This window comes from Lysobacter sp. 22409 (genome assembly GCF_052045105.1).
In the GTDB taxonomy this organism is placed as follows: domain Bacteria; phylum Pseudomonadota; class Gammaproteobacteria; order Xanthomonadales; family Xanthomonadaceae; genus Lysobacter; species Lysobacter antibioticus_B.
Map to the genome: position 1 here is coordinate 67,508 of NZ_JBQEOE010000009.1, position 18,081 is coordinate 85,588.

Consider the following 18,081-nt stretch of genomic DNA (forward strand, 5'->3'; position numbering starts at 1 on the left):
AACCGGCAAGCCACTCGTCATTCGTCCGCCGGGCGCGTTCGGCGGACGTCGCGGACGTCGCGGACGTCGCGGTCGTCGCCCGAGTCGCGCGTCGATCTGTGGCGAAGCTCCGGTTTCCGCCATATACCCCCGACCATGACGAAAGGTTATGGCCGAGATTATCTCTCCATATCCTCGGACACATCACACAATCCAACTTGCAACTATCACATTGCAGGATTGACTGAGCGGACCGAACGCGATTTAGCAGTGGCCATGGTCGTCGGGAAGACCTGCCGCCCTGCGCGGATTCCTCGCATAACCCAATCGCGATCACATAATAAAAACGAAATCACATAATTTGCGTCGACAATTCATGCTGCAGTGCAACATGGATCCTCTATCAATATCACCAAGATAATATTCGGTAGCGTTTCAGGAAAATAGCGAAACCCTCTACAGACAAGGCTTTCAGCCTAATTCCCGGACATGCCGGGTAAATAGAATGGCGTCGCGTCCGGCGTTCGCGAGGCTCCGATTTGACGATGCCGTCAATGCCTCCCTAGCGTCGATTCCGCCGCACGACTGATGCGCGCGGCGAATGCAGCCGCCGCCATCGCCGACAGAAAAACCCCGTTCCAAAGGGGTATTCGACGGCGATCGGAGGCGGAGGCGAACACCTTGCAAGCGGCCGCTGGCGCGGCCGTCACTTAATCAATCAATCTCGGGGGTTATCCAATGAACCGTAACGTATCGGTATTGTCCTTCGCCGTTTCGCTCGTTCTCGCCACCGGCGCCGCCGGTGCCGCCCAACGCGTGGATCTGCACAGCGTGGACGTCGCCAAGCTCAATCAGCAATACCGGCTCGCGACCGCCAAGTCCGGGGCCGCTGGCAAGGCCAACGTGCGCCACGCCGAGGTGATCGCGCTCGACGCCGACTCGACCCTGAGCCCGCTCAAGAGCAGCCAGGATGCCGACGGCTCGATCAACCACCGCTACCAACAGAACTTCCGCGGCATTCCGGTGTTCGGCGAGCACGTGGTGGTGCGCGAAGACGCCCAGGGCAACGTGCGGGCCCTGTTCGGCCGCTCGGTCGCCGGCCTGGCCGCCGACCTGCCCGCCCTCGATGCCAAGCTCGGTGCCGCCCAGGCCATCAGCCTGGCCAAGGGCGCCACGCTCGGCAAGCGCGCGGCGAGCCAACGCGTCAGCAACGAGAACAGCCGCAAGGTGATCTATCTCGACGACGCCGACCGCGCTCACCTGGCCTACGTAGTCGATTACTTCGCCGATGCCCCCAGCGGCGGCGAGCCTAGCCGTCCGTTCGCGATCATCGACGCCCGCAGCGGCAAGGTGCTCAAGCAGTGGGAAGGCCTGAACCACGCGGAGATCGGCACCGGCCCCGGCGGCAACCAGAAGATCGGCCAGTACGAGTACGGCAGCAGCGGCCGCGGCTTCATCGACGTGACCCGCAGCGGCAGCCGCTATACCTTCAGCACGCCGAACGTAAAGACCGTGAACCTCAACCACGGCACCAGCGGCTCCACCGCTTACTCGTATACCGGCCCGCGCAACACGGTCAAGACCATCAACGGCGCCTACTCGCCGCTCAACGACGCCCATTACTTCGGCAAGGTCGTGTTCGACACTTACCAGGCCTACGTCGGCGTGTCGCCGCTGACCTTCCAGCTGAGCCTGCGCGTGCATTACAGCAACAACTACGAGAACGCGTTCTGGGACGGCCGCACGCTGACCTTCGGCGACGGCCGCACCACCTTCCATCCGCTGGTCTCGCTCGACGTGGTCGCGCACGAAGCCTCGCACGGCTTCACCGAGCAGCAGTCGGGCTTGATCTACTCCGGCCAATCCGGCGGCATCAACGAGTCCTTCTCCGATATCGCCGGTGAGGCGGCCGAGTTCTATCTGCGCGGCCGCAACGACTTCCTGGTCGGCGCCGACATCTTCAAGGCCAGCGGCCGCGCGCTGCGCTATTTCGCCAATCCGCCGCAGGACGGCCGCTCCATCGGCCATGCCCGCGATTACACCAGCGGTCTGGACGTGCATTACTCGTCGGGCGTGTTCAACAAGGCCTTCTACCTGCTGGCCAACAAGCCGAACTGGGGTACGGTCAAAGCGTTCAAGGCCTTCGCCAAGGCCAATAAGGATTACTGGACGCCGAGCACCAACTTCAACCAGGGCGGCGTCGGAGTCAGGCAGGCCGCGACCGACCTGGGCTTCAACGCCGCCGACGTGGTCGACGCATTCGCCCAGGTGGGCGTGACCGCGCAGTAAATCGTCGCCGCCGACCCCACGTCGCGACACGGGCCGGACGATCGGCACCGCCGCAACGCAAGACCGGGTTTCCCGGCGCCCTGCTGCGGCGAGCGCTCATCCGGCGCGTCGGAAACAAGACGAAGCATCGAAAACCCCGGCCATGGCCGGGGTTTTCTTTGCCGGTTCGGTCTTGAGGCGCGGTGCCGGGCAGGTTCCCGGGCCGGATCGCGGCATGCACCCCGCCTGCGCTCTTCGATCTGCGGCCGCAGGCCGGCGCCGATTTGCGGCACCGTTCCGGTTTCCGGAAAACCGCATCGCCTTATGAGCAAACATAATGATCGAATACTGCTATGGAGCTTGCAGAACCACGCGTGCAAGGATCACAGCGGGTAATGGACATAATCGATCCGGCAACGAACTGCGCATTTCGACGCCTACGCAGGTACTCATCGCGGTGCGCACTGCGCCACGATTCCCCGCCCGCGGACGACCACGGTCACATTAATCCAACGCAAATAGGCCGCATCCGCCCTACCCGGTCCGCAATACCCTGCTGCATTGCAGCAACATAAGTGAAACATTATTACGGACGTTTTCGTGAGCCCGTTCGCGGCGCGAATCGCCGTAAGTGAGGCGGCAGAACACTTTCAGAAGAAATCATTTTGCCGGTGCCCATGCACAGGTCGCATTCGGCGTGTGACTTCCGTAGCCCGGTTTGACGTCATTTTTGACCCGCCCATAGCGTCCCACCGCCGCGCCGCACGTCGGCGCGGTATCCGCACGGAGCTTGCCCACCCACTCGCCGAAACCACATCGCATCGGTGGCTGGGGCGTCGGGCTACGGGGGAACGGATGCACGAGCAATGAGCCGGCCGCGCCCGCGGCCATCATCCACACTCGTTTCGGGGGTAATACCAGTGAATCGCAACGTATCACCGACCCTGCATGCCCTGTCCATCGCCATGTCGTTCGCACTCATCTCGGGGGCAGCAGGCGCCGCTCAGCGCGTCGACCTGCACCAGAAGGACGTCGCTCAGCTCAACAAGCAGTACCAGGCCGCCGTCGCCAAGTCCGGTGCCGCCGCCAAGGCCAACGTCCGCCATGCCGAGCTGATCGCGCTGGATTCCAACTCCAGCCTGAGCGTGCTCAAGAGCAGCCAGGACGACAACGGCACCCGCAACTATCGCTACCAGCAGAGCTTCCGCGGCGTGCCGATCTTCGGCGAACACGTCGTCGTCAGCGAAGACGCCAGCGGCAACGTGCGTAGCCTGTTCGGCCGTTCGGTCGAAGGCCTCGCCGCCGAACTGCCGGCCAGCGCACCCAAGCTGAGCCAGGCCCAGGCCCTGAGCGTGGCCAAGAGCGCCGGCCTCGGCAAGCGCGTCGGCGCACTGCAGACGCGCAACGAAAGCAGCCGTCAGATGATCTACATCGACGACAACGGCCGCGCCCACATGGCCTATGTCGTCAACTACTTCGCCGATGCCGCCCAGGGCGGCGAGCCGACGCGTCCGTTCGTGATCGTCGACGCCAACAGCGGCAAGGTCCTGAAGCAGTGGGAAGGCCTGAACCACGCCCTGGTCGGCACCGGCCCCGGCGGCAACCAGAAGACGGGCCAGTACGAATACGGCACCAACTTCGGCTTCAACGACGTCACGCAGAGCGGCAGCACCTGCACGATGAACAACGCCAACGTGAAGACCGTGAACCTCAATCACGGTACCAGCGGCAGCACGGCGTACTCGTTCACCTGCCCGCGCAACACGGTGAAGGCGATCAACGGCGCGTTCTCGCCGCTGAACGACGCTCACTACTTCGGCAAGGTGGTGTTCGACATGTACAACAGCTACGTCGGCACCCCGCCGCTGACGTTCCAGCTGAGCATGCGCGTGCACTACAGCAACAGCTACGAGAACGCGTTCTGGGACGGCTCGGCCATGACCTTCGGCGACGGCCGCACCACGTTCTATCCGCTGGTGAGCCTGGACGTGTCGGCGCACGAAGTCTCGCACGGCTTCACCGAACAGCAGTCGGGCCTGGTCTACTCGGGTCAGTCCGGCGGCATCAACGAAGCCTATTCCGACATCGCCGGCGAAGCCGCCGAGTTCTTCATGAACGGCAGCAACGACTTCCTGGTCGGTGCGCAGATCTTCAAGGGCACCGGCGCGCTGCGTTACATGGCCAACCCGCCGCAGGACGGCCGTTCGATCGGTCACGCCAGCAACTACACCTCGGGCATGGACGTGCACTACTCGTCCGGCGTGTACAACAAGGCGTTCTACCTGCTCGCCACCAAGGCCGGCTGGGATACGCCGAAGGCGTTCAAGGCCTTCGCCAAGGCGAACAAGGACTACTGGACCCCGAGCACCGACTTCAACAACGGCGCTTGCGGCGTCGAGAAGGCCGCCACGGATCTGGGCTATGCCGTCGCCGACGTTTCGGCCGCGTTCCTGACCGTCGGCGTCGACTGCCCCGGCGGCCCGGGCCCGGGTCCAGGCACGACGTACACCAACGGCACCGACTACACGATCAACGACAACTCCACCGTCGACAGCCCGATCACCGTGTCCGGCCGTACCGGCAATGCCCCGACCAACGCTTCGGTGTCGGTCAACATCATCCACACCTACCGCGGCGACCTGAAGGTCGACCTGGTGGCTCCGGATGGCTCGCTGTACAACATCAGCAACCGCGCCGGCGGCAGCGCCGACAACCTCAGCGGCACCTTCACCTTCAACCTCTCCAGCGAACCGCTCAACGGTACCTGGAAGCTGCGCGTGAACGACAACGCCAATGCGGACGTCGGCCGTATCGACACCTGGAGCATCACGTTCTGATCCGGATCGCTCCGGTAACGAACACGTCCGGTTGAGGACAAGGAAAACCCCGGTTTCGGCCGGGGTTTTCTGTTCTGCGCGCTTGCCGCGGATGGCCGGCGAACGCTTGCGGGTTCAGTAGGACAGCAAGTACTTGAAGCCGCCGAAGATCATTCGCTTGCCGTCGAAAGGCAAGGCCTTCGGGTCCATCATGTCGGCCAGGCGCGGGTCGGCCATGACCTTCTTGTTGATGCGGTCGCGCTGCGCGCGCGACTTGTACACGATCCAGGAAAACACCACGACCTCGTCCGGCTTGAGTTTCACCGCTTGCGGGAACGAGGTGGATTTTCCCGGCTTGACGTCGTCGGCGACCGATTCCACGTACTGCAAGGCGCCGAATTCCATCCAGATCTTGCCGGCCTTGCTCGCGAGCCGGCGATAAGCGGCGAGGTTCTTCTTAGGTACCGCCAACACGAAACCATCGACGTAACTCATACCTCCTCCTAGCGGGGACGGTCCCCGGTTTCAGCGGCGAACCAAGTCCGATTACGACCCGGTTCCACTCGGAAGCTGCATCCGGACGCGCGCGCCAGCCCTCTGATCGTGGCTATGGCGGACCGACGGCGACGCTGCGCGGGATGCAACGATAGCCGCGCCTGCAATGACGGGCCCGCGCAGAAGTAACCCAGCCACTGGAAACGCAGCGTGATCATTGCGTGGAGCCGGGCGCTGGACCAGTGCACCGGCTTGGCAATGCCGCTGCGGCTTGCCGTGGCCCCTGGCGCGGACCGCGCGGCGATCATCGGGCGGACACGGCTGAAAACAGACGCGCCGCCTCGAAGGCGGCACGTTGCGTCATAGGCCTGCCGAGGCTCGCCCGGCGGCTCGCTGTTTATTCGGCGGCGATCGCCTCGACCTGGATGCGCAGATCCACGTTCATGCTGAAACCGTAGTCCTTGCCGGCAGACATGCCGAACTGGTCGCGCTGGAAGCTCGCGCTGGCGTCGGCGCCGCACAGCTCGCGCTTGAGCATCGGATGCGGCATGCACTTGAACTTGGCGATCTTCAGGCTCAACGGCTTGGTCACGCCGTGCAGGGTCAGCTCGCCGTCGACCCGGGTCGGCGCGCCATCCACGAAATCGACGAACTTGCCCTTGTAGGTCGCGGTCGGAAACTTCCCCGTATCGAACAGCTCCGACTTGTTGGCATGTTCGTTCATCGCATCCAGGCCGAAGTCGATGCTCTTCGTGTCGACGACGACCTCGACCGTACCGCTGCCGGCCTTCTTGTCGAGCACGACGGTGCCTTCGGACTTGTTGAACTTGCCGCGCCACACCGACACGCCCATGTGATCGGCCTCGAAACTCGGATAGGTGTGGGAGGGATCGATCTTGTAGGCGACCGGCGCCGCCTCGGCACCGCCTGCGAGGGACGAACCGGCCAACAGCGCCAACGTAGCCAGAGCCGAACGGGTGACTGTGTTCATCGCGGAAATCCGAGGCGGAAGGTGCCGGCAAACTAGCACCGCCGGTTCGCACGCCGCAACCGCGAGCGCCCGAACTGAGCGCTCGCGCTCAAACCCGTCATGCCGGCGTCATCTCTGCGTCAGCCGGCGCCTGTTCATCCCGATGCACGCGCAAAAAAACGCCGCCCGAAGGCGGCGTTTTTCCCGGACGGCTAAACCACCGACATCACGCTTCCGGCGAAGGCTCCTGCGCATCCGCGGCCGCAGCGGCTTCGATCGCACCGCCCGGCACTGCCGGCAGCTCGGTCTCGCCGCTCTCTTCGGCATCGTCCAACGATGCGTCGAGGCGTTCGATGGTCTGCAGGTTTTCGTTCTCGGCCAAGCGCATCAGGGTTACGCCCTGGGTGTTGCGGCCGACCTGCGAAATGCCGTCGGCGCGCGTGCGCACCAGGGTGCCGCCGTCGGAGATCATCAGCACTTCGTGGTGGTCGCTGAGCTGGATCGCACCGACCAGGGCGCCGTTGCGGTCCGTGGTCTTCAGCGCGATCACGCCCTGGGTGCCGCGCCCCTTGCACGGATATTCCTCGACCGCGGTGCGCTTGCCGAAACCGCGCTGGCTGGCGGTCAGGATGTCGCCGTCGCCGTCGATCACCACCATGCTGACGACGAAGGCATTGTTGCCCTCGCCCTCTTCGCCTTCGGCCAGGCGAATGCCGCGCACGCCGGTCGCGGTGCGGCCCATCGCGCGCACCGAGCTCTCGGAGAAGCGCACGGCCTTGCCGTTGCTCGCGAACAGCATCACGTCGCGCTGACCGTCGGTCAGGGCCACATCGACCAGGGCGTCGCCGTCGTCGAGGTTGATCGCGATCTTGCCGCGCGCCAGGCGGAAGGCGAACTCGCTCAGCGGGGTCTTCTTGACCGTACCGTTGCGGGTGGCGAAGAACACGAAGTGATCGTCGTCGTAGGCGCGCACCGGCAGCACCGCCTGCACCTGCTCGCCGGCTTCCAGCGCCAGCCAGTTGATGATCGGACGGCCGCGCGCATTCGGGCCGGCATCCGGCAGCTGGTGCACGGACAGCCAGAACACCCGGCCGGCGCTGGTGAAGGTCAGCAAGGTGTCGTGGGTGTTGACCAACCACAGCTTGTCGATGAAATCCTCGTCCTTGGTCGAGGCCGCATTGCGTCCCTTGCCGCCGCGCTTCTGCGCGCGATAGGCGCTGACCGGCTGGCGCTTGGCGTAGCCCGAATGCGACAGGGTCACGACCACGTCTTCCGGCGCGATCAGGTCGAGGATGTCGAGATCCTCTTCGCTGGCGCGGATTTCGCTGCGGCGCGCGTCGCCGAATTCTTCCTTGAGGTTGCGCAGTTCGGTGCGGATGACTTCCAGCAGCACGTCGGGATTCTCGAGGATCTCGATCAGGCCGCGGATGGCCTCCAGCAGTTGCCGGTATTCCTCGGTGAGCTTTTCCTGCTCCAGGCCGGTCAGGCGGTGCAGGCGCATTTCCAGGATCTGGGTGGCCTGGACTTCGGTCAGCTGATAACGGCCGTCGACCAGGCCGACATTGGCCGCCAGGTCTTCCGGACGCGAGTCTTCGGCGCCGGCGGCGCCGAGCAACGCGCCGACCAGGCCCGGCTCCCAGGTCTTCTCGAGCATGCGCTCGCGCGCTTCGTTCGGGTTCGCCGAGGTCTTGATCAGCTCGATCATCTCGTCGATGTTGGCGAGCGCGACCGTCAGGCCTTCGAGGATGTGCGCGCGCTGGCGCGCCTTGCGCAGCTCGAAGATGGTGCGGCGGGTCACCACTTCGCGGCGATGACGGATGAAGGCTTCGATGATCTGCTTGAGGTTCAGCAACTGCGGGCGGCCGTCGACCAGCGCCACCATGTTGATGCCGAACACCGACTCCATCTGCGTCTGCTGATAGAGGTTGTTGAGCACCACTTCGGCCGATTCGCCGCGCTTGACCTCGATGAAGATGCGCATGCCGTCCTTGTCGGACTCGTCGCGCAGCTCGCTGATGCCTTCGAGCCTTTTTTCCTTGACCAGCTCGGCGATCTTCTCGATCAGGCGGGCCTTGTTGACCTGATACGGGATCTCGGTGACCGCGATCGCCTCGCGGCCGGTACTCTCGTTGACCTCGATCTCGGCGCGCGCGCGCATGCGCACGCGGCCGCGACCGGTGCGGTAGGCGTTGATGATGCCGGCGGTGCCGTTGATGATGCCCGCGGTCGGGAAATCCGGCCCCGGGATGTATTCCATCAGCGCATCGACGTCCAGCTCCGGATCGTTGATCAGGGCGATGGTCGCCTCGATCACTTCCGACAGGTTGTGCGGCGGGATGTTGGTCGCCATGCCCACGGCGATACCGGCCGAGCCGTTGATGAGCAGGTTCGGCACCCGGGTCGGCATGACCGTGGGTTCGAGCTCTTTCTCGTCGTAGTTGGGCTGGAAATCGACGGTTTCCTTGTCGATGTCGGCCATCAGCTCGTGGGTGAGCTTGGCCATGCGCGACTCGGTGTAACGCATCGCCGCGGCGGAGTCGCCGTCGACCGAACCGAAGTTGCCCTGGCCGTCGACCAGCATGTAGCGCAGCGAGAACGGCTGGGCCATGCGCACCAGCGTGTCGTAGACCGACTGATCGCCGTGCGGGTGGTACTTACCGATCACGTCACCGACGATACGCGCCGACTTGAAATGCGGCTTGTTGCTGTGAGCGCCCAGTTCGCTCATGGCGTAGAGGACGCGGCGGTGCACAGGCTTGAGGCCGTCTCGAACGTCGGGAAGCGCGCGCCCGACGATCACGCTCATGGCGTAATCGAGATAGCTGCGGCGCATCTCGTCTTCGAGATTGACCTGGATGATTTCCTTGGCGAGTTCGGCCATCAGGGTTCCGTTGCGTGCGGTGATTCGGACGCCCCGGACGAACGGCACCGGCATTCCAGTCGGAATGCCGCCAACAGGGTCCCAGCGGGCCTGTCCTGCAGCTCGCTCGGGGCGGCGTAAAAGTGACTTGAAATCATACCACGAAACGCGGTTTCACAGGGGCCTGATTCCCACGCAGAAACAATCACTTGGATGTGATTTTCAGCTGCGCTGCAGCATCCGTCGCGGGGTTCTCGCTATACGCTAGGCCAAGGCGGTTTGCCGGCGGCCGCAAAGGCACGCGCGCAAGCCGCGAAACGGGTCTGCGAGGCAGCCGGCGAACCCGGCCCGCGCCAGCTCGGAAAGACGGCCAACTCGGAAAGACGGCCGGCACGGCGGTCGATGCCAGCGGGAGTCGACCAAGCTCGCGCCGAAGCCAGGCCAGCGCCCTGGACGGCCGCCAGCAAGCGCTGTGCACGCGCACCGCGCAGCGGCCCTGCCCGGCTCGCGGACGGCCCGCAGAAGCCGGGACCGGCCGCCGAAGCGCCGGCTCAGCCGCCGAACGCCGCCCGCATTGCTGCCTCGTCGGGGCGTTCGATCACGCCGCGCTCGGTGACGATGGCGTCGATCAGCTCGTGCGGGGTCACATCGAACACCGGGTTCCAGGCGCCCACCCGCTCGGCCGCGGTGCGCGTACCGCCGACCGCGAACAGCTCGCCCGGGTCGCGTTCTTCGATTTCGATCGCATCGCCCGACAAGGTGTCCATGTCGACCGTCGACGACGGCGCGGCGACCATGAAGCGCACGCCGTGATGGCGCGCGGCGATGGCCAGCTGGTAGGTGCCGATCTTGTTGGCGGTGTCGCCGTTGGCGCAGATGCGGTCGGCGCCGACGATGACCCAGCGCACCTTGCCGGTCTTCATCAAGTGCGAGGCCGCCGAGTCGGCGATCAGGGTCGGCGCGATGCCGTCCTGTTCGAGCTCCCACACCGTCAAGCGCGCGCCCTGCAGCCAGGGCCGGGTCTCGCCGGCGAACACCGCATCGATGCGGCCCTGGGCGACGCCGGCGCGGATGACGCCGAGCGCGGTGCCGAAGCCGGCGGTCGCGAGCGAGCCGGTGTTGCAATGGGTCAGCACGCCGCTGCCGGGCTCGATCAGGGCCGCGCCGAGCGCGCCCATGCGCCGGTTCGCGGCCAGGTCCTCATCGGCGATCGCCTGTGCCTCGCGCGTCAGGACCTCGCGCCAATCGCCGCCGGCGCCGGCCAACACCCGGCGCATCCGCGCCAGGGCCCAAGCCAGGTTGACCGCGGTCGGGCGCGCCGCATTGAGGCGCTGCAGGGCCGGCTCGATCGCCGCCAAGGCTTCGACGCCGCTACCGGCCTGGACCTCGCGCGCGGCCAGGACCACGCCCCAGGCCGCGGCGATGCCGATCGCCGGGGCGCCTCGCACGGTCAGGGCATGGATCGCCGCGGCGACTGCGTCGCTGTCGTCGCAGCGCACGTATTCCACGGCGAAAGGCAGCTTGCGCTGGTCGAGCAGTTCGAGGGCGTCTCCGGTCCAACGGATCGGGCGGATGCGGTCGTAGCGGTCGAAATCGATGGCGTCGTTCATGCGCGCAGTTTAACGGATGCGCGTGTCGGCCCCGAAACGGCGCGGAGGCGGGCGCCGAAACGACGACGCCCCCGGCTTTGCGGCCGGGGGCGTCGTTGCATGCGGACGATGCAGGTATCGCGATCAGTTGACCCGGAACACGCCACGGCAGCCGCCGGCGACCCACACGCCGTTGCGGTCCCAACCCCAGGTCTGGCCTTCGATGCACGGCGAACCGGAGTTCTGCTTGATCAGGCGCGCGTCGCGGCGAATCGACATGTTGCAGCGGTTCTGGCGATTGTTGCGCGACTCGCAGCTGACTTCCTGGCCGCCACCGCCCCAACCGCCACCGCCGCCATTCCAGCCGCCGCCACCGCCATTCCAGCCACCGCCACCGCCGCGCGAGGCGACGAATTCGGCGCGGCAACCATCGCTCACCCAGACCTCACCGGGGCGCGAGCCCCAGCTGCGGCCCTCGATGCACGGCGAGCTCGAAATCTGGCGTTGCAGACGTGCGCGATTGCCGTCGATGCGGCAGGTGCGCGGGCGGTTGTCGTTGGAATCGCAGCGCACGACTTCGCCGCTGCCGCCGCCACCGCCGTTCCAGCCGCCGCCGCCGTCATTCCAACCGCCGCCGCGGCCCAGGGTGAACTCGGCGCGGCAGCCTTCGCGGACCCAGATGCCCGAGCGATCGTAACCCCAACTGCGTCCCTGGCTGCACGAAGACTTGGACAACTGTCGGCTGAGCTGCACGCCGCCTCGGGTATCGGCGTCGCAACGACGCTCGCGGTTGTCGTTGGATTCGCAACGGATCACGTTGTTGTAGCCGTAATCGTCGTATTGCGGCACGGCCTGTGCGGCGCCGGCGGCCATGCCGAGGCCGACCATCAAACTCAAACCGGAAAGAATGCGTGCGGACATGTTCATGCTCCTTGTCAATGTGCCAAGGACTCTATCTGAACCCGCTTAACGCCAGCTCAAGATTTTCGCCCTTCGTGGCGGAGAGCCAAAAACGTTCATGAGTCGCTTAGTTTGCGCCGTTGTTGCAGTGCAGCGTCGCACCTCGATCGGCAAACTGCGGGCCGTCGCACGCCTGCGGATCATCCGCCGTTGCGGCGATAGTCGAGCTCGAAGTCGGCACGGCAGCCATCCTCGACCCAGACCCCGTGCGCGTCGTAGCCCCAACTGCGCCCTTCGATGCATTCGGTCTTGGACAACTGCTTGACCATGCGCACGCCCAGGCCGGTTTCGCCATCGCAACGGCGGGCGCGCCGGTCCTGCGATTCGCAACGCAGCAAAGGTTTGCGCGCCTGCGCGGCCGGTTCCTCGACACCGAGCAGACGGAATTCGGCGCGGCAACCGCCCGACACCCAGACGCCCTGCTTGTCGGCGCCCCAGCTTTGGTTGCGCAAGCAAGGTTGTTTGGAGAGTTGCTGGGCCAGCACCACGCCCTCGCCGATCTTGGCCGGGCAATGGTTCCAACGGCCACCGCGCGACTCGCATTTGATCACCCGCGCACCGGTGGTGCTGTCGCGGCCGCTGCCGCCCTTGCCGAGCACGAAATCCGCCGCACAGCCCTGCGACACCCACACACCGCCGCGGTCGGCGCCCCAGCTCGTGCCCTCGACGCAAGGCTTGCCGGAGGTGCGATGGACCAGGCGCACGCCTTCGCGGGTGTCGGCCGGACAGCGCACGACTTCCTCGCCGCTGGAAGCGCAGCGCAACAGGCGCCCACCGTACAGGCGCTCGCCCACCGGCTCTGCGCGAGCCTGCGTGCACGCCAAACCGGCGAAGGCCAGCCATTGGATCGCGATCATCACACCACGCATGCACGTCCCCCCGCACCCGACCCGATCACTCTAACCGCGATCGATGAAACTGCAATCAAAACGCGGCAGTTACCGTTCGCTGCCGCATGCGGGGTTCATCGCGGTCACGCGCGCGTGAAATCGAAGCTCAGCACATCGGCGATGCGGCCCGTGCCGAGCATCGCCATAAGCAGGCGGTCGACGCCGAGGGCGACGCCGGCGCAGGCCGGGAAACCGCTGCCGAGCGCGGCCAGCAAGGCCTCGTCGCGCGGCGGCGCCGGCACGCCGCGCTCGGCGCGCAGCGCGCGGTCGCGATCGAAACGAGCGCCCTGTTCGGCCGAATCGGCAAGCTCGTGGTAGCCGTTGGCCAGTTCCAGGGGGCCGAGATAAAGCTCGAAGCGTTCGGCCACCGGCCAACCGTCGCCGTCGTCGCGCAAGCGCGCCAAGGCACATTGCGAGGCCGGGTAATCGTGCACGGCCAGCAGGCCGTCGGCGGCGAAGGTCGGCTGCAGGCGATGGGTCATCAACAGGTCGAGCCAATCGTCGCGGTTCAAGCCCTCGGGATCGATGACCACCTCGCCGAGCGCTGCGCGCAGGACCTCGTCGCCGGCGGTGAAAGGATCGAGGCCGAGGCGCTGGCGGTACAACTCGCGATAGGTGATCGAGCGCAGACCGGCGTCGCGCCCGACCAGGCCCAGGGCCGTGCGCACCAGGGCTGCGGTTTCGTCGATCAGGCGGCGATGATCCCAGCCGAGCCGATACCACTCGAGCATGCTGAACTCGGGGTTGTGGCGGCCGCCGGCCTCGCCGTCGCGGAACACCCGGCCGAGTTCGTAGCAATCGCCGAAGCCGGCCGCGAGCAGACGCTTGAGCGGAAACTCCGGCGAAGTGCGCAGCCAGCGCGTGCGCGGCGCACCGTCGGTGCGGCCGCTGAACTGCAACGAGAACGAGGCGATGTTCGGATCGGTGTTGCCGGCGACCGACAACACCGGGGTTTCGACCTCGACGACCTCGCGGTCGGCGAAGAAGGCGCGGATCGTCGCATTGAGCCGCGCGCGCAGGCGCAGCGACTCGAACGAGGCCGACGGTTGCCAGTCTTGATCCGGGCTCATTCGTGCTCGGCCGGCTCGTGCTCGGCCAGGAATGCCAGCAACTTGGCTTCGTCCCAGATCTCGACGCCGAGTTCCTGCGCCTTGTCGAGCTTGGAACCGGCGGCTTCGCCAGCGACGACGAAGTTGGTCTTCTTCGACACGCTGCCGGCCACTTTGGCGCCGAGGGCTTCCAGACGCAGCTTGGCCTCGTCGCGGGTCAGCGCGGTCAGGCTGCCGGTCAACACTGCGGTCTGGCCGTCGAGCGGGCCGCTCGCGGTGGCCGAGGCGGCCGGCGTCAGCGCATCCAGTCGCTCCAGCGCCTCGCCGACGCGGGTCAGCAAGCGCGCGTTCTCGTCCACGTTCAACCACGTCGTCAGCGCCTGCGCACTGTCGGCCGGCAAGCCGGCGGTGATGTAGGCGTGCTCCGGCGCACCGCGCAGCTTCTCGGCGCTGCCGAACGCGGCCGCGAGCTGATCGGCGCGGATGCGCGTGACCTTGGGAATTTCCATGTCGACCAGCAAGGTCGCCAGGTTCAGGCTTTCGCGCAGTTTCGGCGACGGCGCGTGGGTGTCGCCGATCTTGACCTTGCGTTCGAGCAGGGCATCGATGACCTGCTGATTACCGGGCTGATCGAAGAAATGGCCGAGCGAACGCGCGACTTCGCCGCCGACGTCGGGCACGCGCTTGAACAACGGCCACGGCAGATGCCGGATCAATGCCAGATCGCCGAACCACACCGACAAGGCCTTGGCCGTGCTCTCGCCCACGTGCTGGATGCCGAGCGCGAACAAAAAGCGTTCGAGCGTGGTGTTGCGGCTGTGGTCGATCGCTTCGATGAGGTTGTCGGCCCACTTGGTCGCGACCTTGCCGGCCTTTACGGTCTCGGGCGTGGTGCCGTCGCGTTCCTCGGCGCGGCGCTTCATCTGCAGCAGATCGTCGAGTTCGAGTTTGTAGAGGTCGGCGACCGATTGCAGATAGCCCAGGTCGGACAGATCCTCGATGTAGCGATCGCCGAGGCCTTCGATGTCCATCGCCCGGCGCGAGGCGAAATGGCGGATCGCCTCCTTGCGCTGCGCGGCGCAGGTCAGCTCGCCGGAGCAGCGCCACACCACGCCGTCCTCTTCGCGCACGATCTCCGAACCGCACACCGGGCATTCGCCCGGCATCTGCCATTGCGGCGCGTTCGGGTCGCGATATTCCGGCACCACCCGCACGATTTCCGGGATCACGTCGCCGGCGCGGCGCACGATCACCGTGTCGCCTATGCGCACGTCGAGGCGCGCGATCTGGTCGGCGTTGTGCAAGGTCGCGTTGGTCACGACCACACCGGCGACCTGCACCGGCTTGAGGCGCGCGACCGGCGTCGCCGCGCCGGTGCGGCCGATCTGGATGTCGATGCCTTCGAGCACCGTCGATTGTTCCTGCGCCGGGAACTTGTGCGCGATCGCCCACCGCGGCGCGCGCGAGACGAAGCCCATCTCGCGCTGGCCGGCGTAGTCGTCGAGCTTGTAGACCACGCCGTCGATGTCGAACGGCAGCGTGTCGCGCTTGGCGCCCATCTGCCGGTAATAACCGAGCAGGCCGTCGGTGCCGGCGACGACGCCGCTCTCGGTGCTGACCGGGAAGCCCCAGTCGCGCAATTGCTTCAAGGTCGCCGAATGGGTCGGCGGCAGTTCGTAGCCTTCGACCAGACCGACCGCATACGCATAGAACGCCAGCGGCCGCTGCTTGGTGATGCGCGGGTCGAGCTGGCGCAGCGAACCGGCGGCGCCGTTGCGCGGATTGGCCAGGACCTTGCCGCCTTCGCTGAGGGCCTTCTCGTTATAGGCCTTGAAGGCGGCCAGGGGCATGTAGATTTCGCCGCGGACTTCCAGCACCGGCGGCCAGTGCTCGCCGCGCAGGCGCATCGGGATGGCGTTGATCGTGCGCAGGTTCTGGGTGACGTCCTCGCCGGTGGCGCCGTCGCCGCGGGTCGCGCCCTGGACGAAACGGCCGCCCTCGTAGCGCAGGCTGATCGCCAGGCCGTCCAGCTTGGGTTCCACCGAGAAGGCCGGCGCGCTGCGGTCCAGGCGCTCCTCGATGCGGCGGACGAAATCGGCCACTTCCTCGTCGGCGAAGGCATTGCCCAGCGAGAGCATGGGCACCGCGTGACGAACCTCGTCGAAGGCCCCCGAGGGCGCCGTGCCGACACGCTGGGTGGGCGAATCGGGCGTGGCGAGGTCCGGATGCGCGGCTTCGAGCGCTTCCAGCTCGCGCAGCAGACGGTCGTAGTCGGCGTCGGCCAGGGTCGGGTCGTCGAGCACGTAATAACGATAGTTGGCGTCTTCGAGCTGGCGGCGCAGCTCGCTGGCGCGCTTCGCGGCCTGGGCGGCGTCTTTCTTGGATTCGGTCGTCACGGGCGTGGGTCCTGGCGCTGCCGATGCGGCGGGGCGGATGGCATTTTGAACGGGATTCGCGCGATTGTGGACGGTTGGCGTCGCGCAGGGCGCGATGACCGGCGGAATCGGGGTGATTGATGCCGAGAGCAGAAGCAAATCCCCCCTAGTCCCCCTTTTCAAAGGGGGGACTTCTTCGGTGGATTGGGTGCGAGCTGGGGGATTCGATCTTCGGCTGTCGCCGGACTGAGCGCCGAGCACTGCGAGCGATTACGGCAAGGACGCCGCGCCGATCCAGGAGCAGCCTTCGGCACGCGAACTAACAGTGCGGATGCAAGTGCGGATGCGGATGCGGATGCGGATGCGGGCAAGATTTTGCCGTTGCCGTTGCCGTTGCCGTTGCGGCTGATGTTGCTGTGCGCGGCTTCGCACTAGCGAAGGCCCTAGAAGACCCGGAGGGCGGCCCGCATGGATGCGGGCCGTTTTTCATCGGGACAGGGATGTCCCGTATGAAAAATCCCCGCGGAGGCAACGCTCGTGCGGGCCTGTGATTCAAAGAAAAGCATTTTTCTTTGGTTACCTTTCTTTTGTTGCTTATGACAAAAGAAAGTAACCCGCCACTTTAGTGGCGGAAGCTCTTGGCGTTTGATCTTGATCTTGATTCAGAGATACGCAGCAAGACTGTCGCAGCGCGATCGCGGCTCGCGCCGCTCCTACCCTGCGACTGCACGCCGCTTTCGATGAACAACATCGGCGTTGATATTTCTGCGCGTCCCGTGGTCGCGGCTCATGACCGTAGGAAATCCCTGTTGGGACGCCGCTCCTACAGGAAAGCTGAGGTCGAACCCTGCAACACCGCAGCGGCGCGAATAGCGCCGCTATCGGTTCACCAACGCGTCGGCTTGCTCAACGGCGGCGCTTCGCGCTGGCGATCGTAGGCACGCAGTTCGTCGCGCAAATGAGCGATGCGCTGGCGGCCGAGGGCATTGCGCTGCTCGTCCAGCACCACCGCATCCAGCAACTCGGCCATGCGCTGCGCCGTCGGCAGCATGGTCTCCCAGGCGTCGAGCGCCGGGATCGGCGCCGGCAGGGTCAGGAAGAACGCCACCGCCGGGGTCTCCAGCGACTGGATCGTCGCCATGTCGAAACTGCCGGGCTTCATGATATTGGCGACGCTGAACACCGGACCGCGCTCGGGGTGGCCTTCGACCAAGCGGTGGAACACGCCCATGTGGCCATAGACCAGGCCGGCCTTTTCGGCAGCGACCACGATGTCGGGACCGTGCAGCTTCTGCCCGGCGCGCGCGGCCAGGTACAAGGTCACGATCTTGTCGAACTCTTCGCTGACGCGACGACCGAGATCGCTGTTGGCGGCATTGGCGCCGCCTTCCAGGGTGCGGTCGAACAGTTCCAGCTCGGCCTGCGTGGTGGCCTCGCCCGGCACGGTCGAGGATTCGCCGAGCTCGTTTTCGATCTGCTCGCCCAACGAGGGCTCCTGGCGGGTACCCGGCTTGCGTTCGCCGGCACGCGGCGTTTCCTCACGGGCGACGCGCTTGCCCTGCCCCGGCTTGCGCGGGCGGCCGAAGAACACGATCGCGCCGATCAGGATCAGACCGGCGATGAGGATGCCGATCCGCAGCAGTGTCACGTCGGACATCGGTTGCTCCTTTTGATACAGGGATTCGGGATTGGAGATTCGGGATTCGTCAAAGCGGCTACGCCGGCTCTCGATTCCCTGCCCTGTCCCGACTCCCGAACTTAATCACGAATACGACGCAGGCTTTGGCTGTCGCCCGTCCTGCGTCCCGAATCATTCATCCCGACCGCGCG

General features: G+C 65.9%; 10 protein-coding genes and 2 pseudogenes. 2 read left to right on the plus strand and 10 right to left on the minus strand.

Annotated features, from left to right (window positions below):
- The first annotated feature begins 717 nt into the window (after window positions 1-717).
- Both ACTJJK_RS06885 and ACTJJK_RS06890 read left to right on the plus strand, forming a co-directional pair.
- Window positions 718-2,268 carry a M4 family metallopeptidase gene (locus ACTJJK_RS06885; RefSeq protein ID WP_031370801.1) on the plus strand — a complete coding sequence of 517 codons (1,551 nt, stop codon included), beginning with the start codon at window positions 718-720 and terminating at the stop codon, window positions 2,266-2,268.
- A gap of 899 nt (window positions 2,269-3,167) precedes the next feature.
- Window positions 3,168-5,084, plus strand: a complete 1,917-nt coding sequence (locus ACTJJK_RS06890; protein ID WP_235186193.1) for a M4 family metallopeptidase — start codon at window positions 3,168-3,170, stop codon at window positions 5,082-5,084.
- Window positions 5,085-5,198: 114 nt separating this feature from the next.
- Here the strand turns inward: ACTJJK_RS06890 and ACTJJK_RS06895 are convergent, their stop codons facing one another.
- The 10 genes and pseudogenes from ACTJJK_RS06895 to zipA all read right to left on the minus strand — a co-directional run bounded on the left by ACTJJK_RS06895 (window position 5,199) and on the right by zipA (window position 17,908).
- Window positions 5,199-5,558 (minus strand): DUF1428 domain-containing protein, encoded by a 360-nt coding sequence (locus ACTJJK_RS06895; RefSeq protein WP_031370799.1) that lies wholly within the window; start codon window positions 5,556-5,558, stop codon window positions 5,199-5,201.
- Window positions 5,559-5,955: 397 nt separating this feature from the next.
- Complete coding sequence (locus ACTJJK_RS06900; RefSeq protein WP_440729839.1) at window positions 5,956-6,549, minus strand: YceI family protein; 594 nt, start codon at window positions 6,547-6,549, stop codon at window positions 5,956-5,958.
- A gap of 205 nt (window positions 6,550-6,754) precedes the next feature.
- Complete coding sequence (gyrA, locus tag ACTJJK_RS06905) at window positions 6,755-9,409, minus strand: DNA gyrase subunit A (RefSeq protein ID WP_440729840.1); 2,655 nt, start codon at window positions 9,407-9,409, stop codon at window positions 6,755-6,757.
- Between the two features lie 530 nt (window positions 9,410-9,939).
- Complete coding sequence (gene mtnA / locus ACTJJK_RS06910; RefSeq protein WP_440729841.1) at window positions 9,940-10,998, minus strand: S-methyl-5-thioribose-1-phosphate isomerase; 1,059 nt, start codon at window positions 10,996-10,998, stop codon at window positions 9,940-9,942.
- 123 nt (window positions 10,999-11,121) lie between these two features.
- A complete protein-coding gene (locus tag ACTJJK_RS06915; RefSeq protein WP_235186192.1) occupies window positions 11,122-11,898 on the minus strand; it encodes a DUF3011 domain-containing protein in 777 nt (258 codons plus the stop codon).
- Between the two features lie 179 nt (window positions 11,899-12,077).
- Window positions 12,078-12,794, minus strand: a complete 717-nt coding sequence (locus ACTJJK_RS06920) for a DUF3011 domain-containing protein (RefSeq protein ID WP_051884472.1) — start codon at window positions 12,792-12,794, stop codon at window positions 12,078-12,080.
- 116 nt (window positions 12,795-12,910) lie between these two features.
- Window positions 12,911-13,897 (minus strand): EF-P lysine aminoacylase EpmA, encoded by a 987-nt coding sequence (gene epmA / locus ACTJJK_RS06925; RefSeq protein ID WP_440729842.1) that lies wholly within the window; start codon window positions 13,895-13,897, stop codon window positions 12,911-12,913.
- A pseudogene (locus ACTJJK_RS06930) lies at window positions 13,894-14,244 on the minus strand (BRCT domain-containing protein); the annotation flags it as partial. The gene epmA and the pseudogene ACTJJK_RS06930, both read right to left, overlap by 4 nt.
- Window positions 14,245-14,324: 80 nt before the next feature.
- A pseudogene (ligA, locus tag ACTJJK_RS06935) lies at window positions 14,325-16,272 on the minus strand (NAD-dependent DNA ligase LigA); the annotation flags it as partial.
- An 865-nt stretch (window positions 16,273-17,137) separates the two neighbouring features.
- On the minus strand, window positions 17,138-17,908 hold the full coding sequence (zipA, locus tag ACTJJK_RS06940; RefSeq protein ID WP_223621108.1) for a cell division protein ZipA: 771 nt from the start codon (window positions 17,906-17,908) through the stop codon (window positions 17,138-17,140).
- Window positions 17,909-18,081 lie beyond the last annotated feature (173 nt).